The sequence below is a fragment of the Bacillus sp. JJ1764 genome (assembly GCF_036962145.1).
GTDB lineage: Bacteria > Bacillota > Bacilli > Bacillales > Cytobacillaceae > Neobacillus.
The window spans coordinates 1-10,960 of record NZ_JBALNY010000163.1 but is presented as its reverse complement, the minus strand read 5'-3'; the positions used below and the strand labels follow the sequence as shown (position 1 = coordinate 10,960).

The 10,960-nt window shown below is 42.2% G+C and carries 10 protein-coding genes; 8 read left to right on the top strand and 2 right to left on the bottom strand.

All coding sequences use genetic code 11. The features are described from left to right. The 8 genes from V7083_RS19970 to V7083_RS19935 form a co-directional block, all read left to right on the top strand. Positions 1–680, top strand: a 680-nt coding sequence (locus V7083_RS19970; RefSeq protein ID WP_335481216.1) for an ABC transporter ATP-binding protein, incomplete at its 5' end; no start/stop codon positions are given. Next, positions 673–1,380 carry an ABC transporter ATP-binding protein gene (locus tag V7083_RS19965; RefSeq protein ID WP_335481215.1) on the top strand — a complete coding sequence of 236 codons (708 nt, stop codon included), beginning with the start codon at positions 673–675 and terminating at the stop codon, positions 1,378–1,380. The genes V7083_RS19970 and V7083_RS19965, both read left to right, overlap by 8 nt. 84 nt (positions 1,381–1,464) lie before the next feature. Then, positions 1,465–2,679 (top strand): ABC transporter substrate-binding protein, encoded by a 1,215-nt coding sequence (locus V7083_RS19960; RefSeq protein ID WP_335481213.1) that lies wholly within the window; start codon positions 1,465–1,467, stop codon positions 2,677–2,679. 197 nt (positions 2,680–2,876) lie between these two features. Then, positions 2,877–3,824 carry an MBL fold metallo-hydrolase gene (locus V7083_RS19955; protein ID WP_335481212.1) on the top strand — a complete coding sequence of 316 codons (948 nt, stop codon included), beginning with the start codon at positions 2,877–2,879 and terminating at the stop codon, positions 3,822–3,824. A 25-nt stretch (positions 3,825–3,849) separates the two neighbouring features. Next, a complete protein-coding gene (locus tag V7083_RS19950) occupies positions 3,850–5,373 on the top strand; it encodes a long-chain-fatty-acid--CoA ligase (protein WP_335481210.1) in 1,524 nt (507 codons plus the stop codon). Between the two features lie 20 nt (positions 5,374–5,393). Next, a complete protein-coding gene (locus V7083_RS19945; RefSeq protein WP_335481208.1) occupies positions 5,394–6,287 on the top strand; it encodes a R2-like ligand-binding oxidase in 894 nt (297 codons plus the stop codon). A gap of 19 nt (positions 6,288–6,306) precedes the next feature. Continuing rightward, the gene (locus V7083_RS19940) at positions 6,307–7,830 is read left to right on the top strand and encodes an aldehyde dehydrogenase family protein (protein ID WP_335481206.1); all 1,524 of its coding nucleotides are present in this window, start codon (positions 6,307–6,309) and stop codon (positions 7,828–7,830) included. Positions 7,831–7,848: 18 nt separating this feature from the next. Next, the gene (locus V7083_RS19935; RefSeq protein WP_335481204.1) at positions 7,849–9,057 is read left to right on the top strand and encodes an iron-containing alcohol dehydrogenase; all 1,209 of its coding nucleotides are present in this window, start codon (positions 7,849–7,851) and stop codon (positions 9,055–9,057) included. 135 nt (positions 9,058–9,192) lie between these two features. On the opposite strand, the gene V7083_RS19930 is transcribed toward V7083_RS19935, so the two are convergent. After that, on the bottom strand, positions 9,193–9,960 hold the full coding sequence (locus V7083_RS19930; protein WP_335481202.1) for an OmpA family protein: 768 nt from the start codon (positions 9,958–9,960) through the stop codon (positions 9,193–9,195). After that, positions 9,953–10,741, bottom strand: a complete 789-nt coding sequence (gene motA, locus V7083_RS19925) for a flagellar motor stator protein MotA (protein WP_335481200.1) — start codon at positions 10,739–10,741, stop codon at positions 9,953–9,955. The genes V7083_RS19930 and motA overlap by 8 nt, the downstream gene beginning before the upstream one ends. Positions 10,742–10,960: the final 219 nt, after the last annotated feature.

Here is a 10,960-nt window from a genome sequence, read left to right as displayed (position 1 = left end):
AAATCAATGCGATTATCGGGCCAAATGGGGCTGGAAAATCCACCTTTTTCAATTTAATCAGCGGGTTTCACCGTCCGAGTTCAGGAACTGTTGTGTTCAAAGGACAGGATATTTCCAAGCTTCCTTCCAATAAAATTGCCGAGCTAGGTGTGGCACGCACTTTTCAAACGACAAATCTATTTGAGCAATCGACCGTGTTGGACAATGTCATTGTTGGGCATCGATTAAGGACAAAATCCACTTTAGTCGATGCGATTTTAAGAACTCCTCGGTTAAAACGGGAGGAAGCACAGTGTCGTGAAAAAGCAATGGAAGTGCTGGAATTTGTGGAGTTGCAGCATGTTGCCGAAAAACTGGTGGGCGGGCTGACTCAGGAGGAGAAAAAGCGGACGGCTTTTGCTCTTGCCCTTGCTACTGACCCGGAAATTGTCTTTCTCGATGAGCCTGCAGCAGGGGTCAACCCAGATGAAACCGAAGGCCTTGCCCATTTAATGAGAAAAATGGTGAGTAGGGGAAGTACCGTCTGTCTGATTGAACATAAAATGCAAATGATTATGAAAATCGCTGATAAAATCATGGTTCTTAATTACGGGGAAAAAATTGCCGAAGGAACTCCCGAGGAAATTCGTAACAATGAAACCGTCATTAAAGCGTATTTGGGAGGGAGTTCCAGTGCTTAAGCTTACTAATGTCTCAGTCAAATATGGCAGCTATACGGCTGTCCATGACATTAATATTGAAGTGACTACAGGGGAAATAGTTGTCTTGTTAGGCTCTAATGGTGCAGGTAAAAGCACGACCTTCCGCGCCATCAGCGGATTAAACAGGGCCTCACAAGGAGAAATCATCTTTGATGGCAAAACAATCAATAAACGATCAGCCGACCAAATTGTCCAATTGGGAATTGGCCAGTGCCCAGAAGGTAGAAAGTTGTTTCCAGCCATGTCCGTCCAAGAAAATCTAAGAATGGGCGCATTCATCCATCGCCGCAAAAAAGAGGAAATCAAACGGTCATTAGATCACGTTTACGAATTATTTCCCATCTTAAAGGAAAAAAGGAATGACGCCGCTGGCTCTCTCAGTGGAGGGCAACAGCAAATGCTAGCAATTGGCAGAACATTAATGGCCAAACCGAAGTTGATGCTGCTTGATGAACCTTCTGTTGGACTCGCCCCCTTAATTGTTGAACAAATGTTTGAGGTTATCCAACAAATTAATCGGGAAGGTACAACCATCCTATTGGCGGAACAAAACGCCAATGCCGCTTTAAAAATTGCCGATAAAGGCTATGTTTTTGAAAATGGAACCATCGTCCTGAAAGGGTCCTCAGAGGAGCTTTTTGCCAATGATGACGTAAGAAAGGCGTACATTGGCGCATAAACCTTTGCTATTTTAAGGGGGTGGTATTTCAGTCAGAACATTAGGGATTGTCTGCAATAGAAAAAAATATAAGGGGGAAAGCCGATGAAACGAATGAAGTCGATTTTCATGTTAGCGTTTATTTTTATCATGATTTTCAGCCTTGCTGCTTGTAACAGTACGAAAGAGGAGAAGGCAAGCACAAAGCCAGCTTCCGAAGGTGGAGGAAAGACAGAAGATGCTGCTGGAACGGTGAATATAGGGTATACCGGACCGTTAAGTGGACCGGCTGCCTTTTATGGCGAGCGTACGTTAAATGGGATTAAAATGGCTGCCGAAGAAATTAATGGAGGCGGCGGAATCGATGTTGCAGGTAAAAAATATAAGTTGAACATAGTCTCCTTGGATGACAAATACTTACCGAATGAAGCCGGGGCCAATGCCAAGAGATTGGTTCAGGAAAACAAAACCCCTATTATTTTCACTCCACACAGCGGCGGTGTTTTTGCCCTTCAAGTGTTTAATCAACAAGATAAATTCATTATCGGTGCTTACACTAGCGAACCTAAGGTTTCTGAAGTCGGCAACAAGTTGACTGTAAGGATCCCTCCGCGTTATGACGGATACCTGAAACCATTCACAGAATATGAAATGAAAAATTACGGCAAAAAGATTGCCTTTCTTCCTACAGCTTCCCAATATGGCAAGGACTGGTCCGAGAAGTTAAAAGCGTATTGGGAAAAACAGGGCGGTAAGGTTGTCTACAATTCAGCCATTGACTTTACAAAAGAAACAGATTTCTTCACTGTTGTGACAAATGCGTTAAAGCAAAAGCCAGATGTTCTGTTCATTGGCGGTGCCTCTGAACCGACTGCCAAAGTGGCGAAGCAGGCCAGAGAGCTTGGATTCAAAGGCGGCTTCATCGTGATGGATCAGGCGAAATTTGATGAAATGAAGAAGGTAACGGGATCTTATGATCTATTAAACGGTTCGATTGGTGTTATGCCGCTGGTAGAGTCTAAGAACAGTCCGGCTATTCCAGATTTTGCGAAAAAATATAAAGAAAAGTATGGTGAAGATCCCGGCTCAGAAGCAGGTCTGAACTATATTGCCACCTATATTTTTGCAGAAGCCATGAAAGCGGCGGGTTCTGTGGATGATCCCGAGAAGATTCAGGCTGAGATGCAGAAGGGTGTCGAAAATATCCCTGAAAATGTGAGAATTTATCAGTTTAACAAATTCATTGATGGCGGCTTTGACGGTGAACTGGAAGTAGCTGCTGTTAAAGATGGGAAAATCGTACCAATCAAATTGAAATAGCGTATTATGTCCTCCTTGCAGATTAGACAGAAACTTTTGGAACTAGCAAGGGGGATTGTTTTTTGAAAAAAATAATTCCACATTTAGGAGATCATGATCATAATTCTGGGTTACTAGAAATATAGTTTTTAAGTAGATTCGTCCAACCTCCTAATGTACGTGGTAATCATAACAAAATTGGATAGGAGGAGACTGCTATGGCAAACATTATTCCTTTGGAATTGGATACTCATTTTGCTGAGGGAAAGGTAAATGCTTTTTTGGTAAAAGGTGAGACGGTGACGTTGGTGGATACGGGGAATCCAGGTAAAAAAGCCTATGATCAGCTTAGAGAAAAAATGCTCGAACATGGTGTTTCCTTGAGGGATCTCGATTCAATTGTTTTGACCCATATCCATGACGATCATGCCGGAGCGATTTCATTTATTCAGGAAGAGGCAGAACTACCCGTTTTTGTCCATGAGCAAGCACGTGGATGGATTAACGCTTGGATGGATGTATTTGAAAGAACGCAACTATTTTTTCACCAATTTTTATCGAGCTGTGGTGCGGATCCAGAGAAACATATCGTAAAGCGGCGATTTCGCGAGGAAAAATGGGAAAAGGTTTCGTTTCTTAAAGATGGTGCTGTGATTCCGTTAGGTGGAGTGGACTTTGAAGTGGTATATGTCCCTGGCCATAGTCAGTCGGATATTTTGTTATGGAATCGGGAAACAGGGGAGGCCATTGCTGGCGACCATTTATTAAAGTCATTTTCAGTGAATGCCTTTATTGAACCGCCCAATCCAGGCGAAGCAGAGCGGCAAAAACCGTTATTGCAATATAGAAATTCTCTGGAAAGAGTAAAAAAACTGCCGTTAGCAACTATTTTCCCCGGACACGGTGATTCATTTACAGGGCATGATCTCTTGATTGAAAAAAGATTTCAAGAACAGGAAAAGCGCTGCAATCAGATCTTACATATATTATCCGACGGTCCAAAGAGTATATTTGCGATCTGTCAGGTCATGTATCCGCGATTACAAGGAAGTACGATTTATTTAGGGTTATCGCAAATCCAAGGTCATCTTGATTTATTGGAAGATCGGAATCAAGTTTTTCATAAACACCAAACCGAAACTCTTATCACTTACCAACTCACATAAACCATTTTTAAAGGGAGAGGATTGTGTGAAGCTAAAAGACTTACTGGAATTAAATATCACTGAATTTAGTGAGTATCCTTTTTTATTTTTCAAAAATAAGACGTTTACCAATATTCAAATCAAGGATTTTGCCGATCGGTTTTCCCACGGACTGCTAAACTTGGGGATTAAAAAAGGTGATCGGGTGATGGTTTGTCTGCCCAATTGTCCTGAAGTCATCATGGCATATCAGGGAATCACTAGGGCTGGGGCGATTATTGTTCCGGTTATGTACATGCTTCATCCAAAAGAACTGCATTATATTGCCCGTAATTCGGGGGCAAAGGCAGTCATAACTTCTTCTTTTGTACTGGAAAATGTTGAAAAGGCCCTTGAAGAAATACCTTCAGAACCGCAAGTAATCGTTGTAGATGTTCCCTCAAATGGAACACTCAAAAACTTTTATGATGTGATGGTCGAGGGGAACAGCACACTACTGGACCAGGTGATGTCTGATGATACTGCAGTCATTTTATACACCTCTGGAACCACTGGGAATCCAAAAGGGGTGCTATTGACTCATAAAAATTTGTATTCCAATGCAGAGAATTCAGCTAAACACAATGAGACAGAACGGGGAACTACATTAGGAGTTCTTCCGCTTGCTCATGTATATGGATTGACCGTTTCTAATATTTCGTTTTTGACGGGTGGATCTATTGCGGTTTTCTCCCATTTTGATGTAAAAGAAGTGTTCAAAGCGATTGAAACGCATAAGGTTAAGTCCTTTTCGGCTGTACCGGCGATGATTTATGCAATGGTGTCCTATCCACAGGCCGACCAATTCGATACTTCTTCATTGGAATCGGTCGGTTCGGGTTCCTCGCCATTGCCAGTTGCTCTGCTTTATGCTTTTGAGAAAAAGTTTGGTGCCAAGGTATATGAAGGCTATGGGTTATCGGAAGCAGCACCAGTGGTTTCGGCCCATCGAAAAGGGTTCGATATTAAACCGGGATCAGTCGGCATTCCGATTCCTGGGGTCGAAGTGAAAATTGTTAATGATGCAGGAGTTGAGGTACCACTTGGAGAGGTGGGAGAATTAATTGTCTGTGGTGACAATGTTACTCCTGGATATTTTCAAAATCTCGAAGAAACTGAACGCGTCCTAAAGGATGGTTGGTTATATACCGGCGATATGGCCCGGATGGACGATGATGGCTACCTCTATATTGTGGACCGGAAAAGAGACTTGATCATTAGGGGAGGCTTCAACCTTTATCCACGTGATATCGAGGAAATTTTGAGTGGGCATGAACAAGTGGCAGAGGCCGCAGTTGTCGGGATCCCAGATGAACGGATGGGCGAAGAAATGGTCGCTTGTGTCGTGAAAAAGCCTGGGGCTGACTTAACAGAAGAAGAATTACTCCGCTATTGTCAAGACCATTTAGCGAAAAGCAAAACACCCAGAAGAATTGTATTTCTAGATACCTTACCGAGAAACGGTGTTGGCAAAATTTTAAAAACCCATCTTCGTAAAACAGCTGCAGACATCGTCACTCAATCATTTTAATAAAAGAAGGGAGCATCATTATGGAAAAAAGAACTTTTATCACAACAAGCAGCAGGGGGATTCAAGAGGATTCATTTCCATATCGATTGTATCAAAAGGCCAAACGGGTCGGAACATGGAATCCGGCCGATCTTGACTTCAGTCAGGATCGAGAAGATTGGAAAAAGCTAACCGCAGAACAGCGAGATGATATCCTCAGATTGATTTCGCAATTTCAAGCAGGTGAAGAAGCTGTAACACTTGATCTACTACCATTAATCATGACTATTGCTAAAGAAGGACGCCTGGAAGAAGAAATGTTTTTAACCACTTTTCTATATGAAGAAGCCAAGCATACTGAATTTTTCCGCCGGGTACTTAACGCCCTTGATGAAAAAGGTGACTTGGCCCATTTCCACACCGACACCTATAAACAAATATTTTATGAAATTTTGCCAGCTGCCATGGGACGTCTCATTTCAGACCAGTCGCCAGAAGCCATTGCCGAAGCATCGGTTGTTTACAATATGTTTGTTGAAGGGGTATTGGCTGAAACCGGATATTTTTCCTTCTATGCAGCCTTGGAAACAGCCGGAATCATGCCAGGCCTGCTTGAAGGAGTGGGGAACTTAAAGAAGGATGAATCAAGACATATAGGGTACGGCACATTTTTGCTGCAGCGTTTGATTTGTGAGCACCCACATCTCTACGAATTCGTGATGATGAAAATGGGAGAATTGGCGCCATTAGCCATTAAACTTAATCAAGAGGGCACCGCAGGAAGGGAGGTTACGTCGTTCGGGGGAAATCCAGAGGAGATTATGAATTTTACAATGAAACAGCTGGCAGTAAGGATGGATGTTCTGGCAAGAGCAAAGGGCAAGAAAATTGAAGAGATTTATAGGGTAACAGAAAGTGAGATTGGAATCTTATAAAAAGGGAGGAAAAGTAGTCATGACCGTTCAAGTTGATGTTCAAACATTTTACCACTTTATTAATGGGAAATGGGAACCTGCAAGCAGTAATGAGACGTTTGATGTGTATAACCCAGCAAATGGGCAAGTAGTGGCCAAGGTGGCGAAAGGAACTGCAGCCGATGTCGATCGTGCCGTAAAAGCAGCCCGCGAAGCATTTGATCAAGGGGATTGGAAAAACATGAAGCCGAAGGATCGCGCTAATGTCCTCTATGCGATTTCTTATAAAATTGCCGAGCATGCTGAAGAACTAGTGTATCTAGAAGCCATAAGTTCTGGGGGTACATTAAGACGAATCAGCAGTATCGATGTCCTCCAAATGGTAGATTTATTTCAAACATTGGCGAAATTCACGTTAGAATATCCATTTTCGGAAACGCTTCCAGTCCCTCCGTTCCCAGGACCTGCCCATAACTTTGTCTGGCGGGAACCGATCGGGGTTTGTGCAGCCGTAACACCATGGAATTTGCCAATGTGGATTGCCACTTGGAAAATTGCCCCAGCGTTAGCGATGGGAAATACAGTGGTGGTGAAGCCTGCCAGTTATACGCCACTGGCCACTCTAAAGCTGGCTGAAATTATTTCCTCTGTAGTACCTCCAGGCGTCATCAATGTCGTGGCAGGTCCAGGGGCAGAAGTGGGTGAAGCATTAGTTTCTCATCCACAAGTAGATAAGGTTGCTTTCACTGGTTCTACGGAAGTTGGCCGGAGAATTATGGAGCTTGCTTCAAAAACCATCAAAAATACAACTTTGGAATTAGGTGGTAAATCACCAAACATTATTTTGGAGGATGCCGACCTCAGTATTGCCTTGCCGGGAAGTTTATTTGGAGTTTTCCTCCACTCCGGTCAACTATGTGAATCCGGAACACGCTTGTTTGTTCCAGATAAACTATACGATGAGGTCATTCAGGGGCTTGTCGGGCTGGCAAGTAAATTAAAAGTGGGCAATCCTCTCGATCCAACCACTGATATTGGACCAGTCATTTCTAAAAAGCAAAAGGAAACTATACTTTCCTATATTGAGGCTGGTAAGAAAGAAGGGGCCGAACTTGTCTGTGGTGGTAAGGAAGTAAAAGTGATGGGGTGCGAAGAAGGACATTATATTGAGCCAACGATCTTTGCCAATGTAACGAATGATATGAAAATTGCTCAGGAAGAAATTTTTGGACCGGTCCTATCTGTTATTCGTTATTCGGATTTGGAGGATGCCATCAAAATGGCCAATGATTCGATTTACGGTTTGGCTGCCGGTGTTTGGACTAAAGATGTGAATAAAGCTTACGATGTAGCACGGAGACTTCAAGCGGGTACTGTCTGGATCAATGACTGGCATATGCTTCGCAATGATGCACCGTTCGGCGGTTATAAACAAAGCGGGATCGGCAGGGAAATGGGCAAGCATTCACTTGATGCCTATACTCAAGTGAAGCATGTGCATACATCCATGGTTCCTGAGTTAGATCGACGCAATTGGTATGGAATTCTGTTTGGCCAAAATTAATGAAGAGGTGAAGATGAAATGAAAACTTCCTTATCTCAGTTCATGCTGCGTACAGGTATATATAGCGGATCGAATTCAAGGGCAATGGTCCCAAGTTTAATCGCTGGTTTAGGGGCGAAGCGGGTTCTACTTTTAAGCGACAGAGGGTTAGAAAAAGCCGGAATAGTGGAAAAGGTAGCGGCCATTTTTGATCTAACAGGTCATGGTAGCGGGCCGGAGCTCGTAGGAACGTATTTGGATATCGCTCAGGATGCAGAATCTCATTGCATCAATGATGCAGTTCGCTATGCTAGAGAAATTGGTGCGGACAGCTTACTGGCAGTGGGCGGCGGCAGTGTTCTTGATACAGTAAAAGCGGTTAAATATGCTCTTCACAAGGGTTTATCAGATATAAAAGAGGCCATTCCGGGAGGACTATTATATGAATCCTTCCCGAAAGCCAATTACATTCCTATCCCGCATATCGCCATTCCAACGACTGCCGGCACCGGATCGGAAGTATCTCCCATTGCCGTTATTTATAATGAAGAAATTAAAATGAAAACCAATATTATTAATCCATTTATTAGTGCTGACATGGCCATTCTAGATCCAGATTTAACAGTTGGTTTGCCACCGCTCATTACAGCATTTACCGGCTTTGATGCCTTAACGCATGCAATTGAAGCACTTGCCTCACCAACAGCGACCGGATTAACGGATGCCCAAGCCTTGCATGCCATTCGGTTAATTGAAAAAAATCTTCCGGTAGCTGTAGAGGATGGAGGGAATTTGGAGGCGAGAATGGATTTGCTTCAGGCCAGTCTCATGGGAATTACCGCCTTTAGTTTTGCCTTAAATGCGATTCCGGTTCATAATATGGCTCATGCTTATGGGGCATTATTCCGGATCCCACATGGCTTGGCAAATGCTGTCTTTTTACCAGTCGTCATGGAGATGGTGCCACAGCTTTATTTACCAAAAGTAGCGGAATTAGCACAAGCCTTAAATGTAGAGGTGAGAGGAGATTCTGCAGATTCTGCTTTAGCAAAAGTGGTTGAAAAGATTCGTTTATTACAATATAAAGTGGGCCTTCCAGCGGACTTCAAGGAATTCAATATTACCGAAGAGGCCTTACAGTTTACTATTCCTGCGGTAATGAAAGACCCTGCAGCGTTAAGCTTCCCAATGTCGGCCGAATTAATCGCAGCCATTGGGCAGAGGGTAGTGCCGATGACAGTTAAGTAATCGTTACGAGAGTAAATAGGGTAGTTTTGCAAGTAACAGAACAAATTTTGCAAGTAAATCTGCATGTTCGCAAGTAACGCATTTTTCCCAAGTAAAAGCATAATAAAAAACTAGGCCTGATTTTGAATGTCAGGCCTAGTTTTGGTCACTTCTTAAAATGACGATATTAACACGGCGGTTTGACTGCTTATGTTCAGCGGTATCATTTGGATAAATCGGCTTATATTCTCCGTATCCAACAAACTGCAGCCGGCTTTTATCGATACTTTTTGATTCAAAATAATGCAGCACACTAACGGCACGAGCAGATGATAATTCCCAGTTGGAAGCAAATTTCGAATTGCTGATCGGCACATTATCTGTATGACCCTCTATGCTAATGGGATTAGCTACGGATTTGGCCACATTAGCCAACGCGTCCAAAGTAGTAAAGGAACTTTGTTTTAACGCATCTTTTCCCGGGTCAAATAAAATAACATCCTTTAAGGCAATTTCCACACCGCGTTTCGATTCCTGCAAGGTGATGACCGATTCTAAATGATTATCAGAAATAATCTTTTGCAATTGCTGCATCAAATTATTAAGCTCCGCATCTTCTGTAGTCGGTGCCGGATTTTTACTCTCCTGTGTATTTTGCTTGTCCGCAGTCGTTGCATCAGGCAATTTAATTTTCGAAGGCTGCACGGATAACCCTTCATTATCACCTTTGATATTTGTACCGGTTAATTCCGATTTAAATGATTCCATGATGGAATGGAATTTTTGCTTATCAATATTACTTGATGCAAATAATACGATAAACAATGCTAGTAAAAGAGTTAAAATATCGGCATAGGGGATGAGCCACGATTCATCAATATGTTCTTCATGTTCGTCATCAAATTTTCTACGCTTCTTACTCATTGCCCTTATCACCATTTTTCTTATTTGAATTTGAACGTTCCTTAGGTGCTACGTGAACGGTCAGTTTCTTCTCTAATGCACTAGGTGAAATTCCTCGATAAATAGCAAGTAGTCCTTCGATTACTAACAGTTTAACTTCCTGCTCACGTTTTGAAATCCGTTTTAATTTATTGGCAAGTGGATGCCAAAGGACATACCCGGTAAAGATCCCCAATAACGTGGCAATAAAGGCTGCTGAAATAGAATGGCCCAGTTTTTCAACATCATTCAGATTTCCGAGAGACGCAACGAGACCGACAACTGCTCCAAGAACCCCTAAAGTTGGCGCATACGTACCAGCTTGTGTGAAAATGAGAGCACCAGTTTTGTGACGTTTATCAATGGCCTCTACTTCATCAAATAATACTTCTTCTACAAAATCGATATCATTTCCGTCAATAATCAACTCTAGGCCCTTTTTGAAAAAAGGATCTGTTGTATTATTGGCAATTTCCTCAAGTGCTAAGAGTCCTTCTCGCTTTGCAACCTCTGCACATTGTACTAAACTGGCGATTTGATCCATTTTGGCTGGAAGCTTAGGTTCCAAAAAGGCGATCTTTAAAAGAATAGGGAATTTCTTTAATTCGCTCATTGGGAACGCGATAAAAATCGTCGCAGCGGTTCCACCAAATATAATAAGATATGCAGCAGGATTGATTAAAGCTGTTAAAGAAGCTCCTTTTAAAACCATTCCCACTCCAATTGCTACAAAAGCCAACACAATCCCAATTATCCCTGACATGGTATTTCTCCTTTAAATATATTCATTTATAAGGTTTATTGTACGTTAATTAATAGTTTTCGACAATCATTCTTTTTGATTTTGTTTGATAGATAGTTTGAGTAATTATTACCACTAATCAAATTTTTTGTTTGACCGATAACGAATAAAAACATGGAAAAAAAACGAAATATATTCTGTTCGATTTTAATGATATGATAGTAAGTAATTATTTTAAGA

Excerpts from the sequence above, each read along its gene's own strand:
- V7083_RS19960 (WP_335481213.1), top strand. The coding sequence starts at position 1,465 with ATGAAACGAATGAAGTCGATTTTCATGTTAGCGTTTATTTTTATCATG.
- V7083_RS19955 (WP_335481212.1), top strand. The coding sequence starts at position 2,877 with ATGGCAAACATTATTCCTTTGGAATTGGATACTCATTTTGCTGAGGGA.
- V7083_RS19945 (WP_335481208.1), top strand. The coding sequence starts at position 5,394 with ATGGAAAAAAGAACTTTTATCACAACAAGCAGCAGGGGGATTCAAGAG.
- V7083_RS19940 (WP_335481206.1), top strand. The coding sequence starts at position 6,307 with ATGACCGTTCAAGTTGATGTTCAAACATTTTACCACTTTATTAATGGG.
- V7083_RS19935 (WP_335481204.1), top strand. The coding sequence starts at position 7,849 with ATGAAAACTTCCTTATCTCAGTTCATGCTGCGTACAGGTATATATAGC.
- V7083_RS19930 (WP_335481202.1), bottom strand. The coding sequence starts at position 9,960 with ATGAGTAAGAAGCGTAGAAAATTTGATGACGAACATGAAGAACATATT.
- motA (WP_335481200.1), bottom strand. The coding sequence starts at position 10,741 with ATGTCAGGGATAATTGGGATTGTGTTGGCTTTTGTAGCAATTGGAGTG.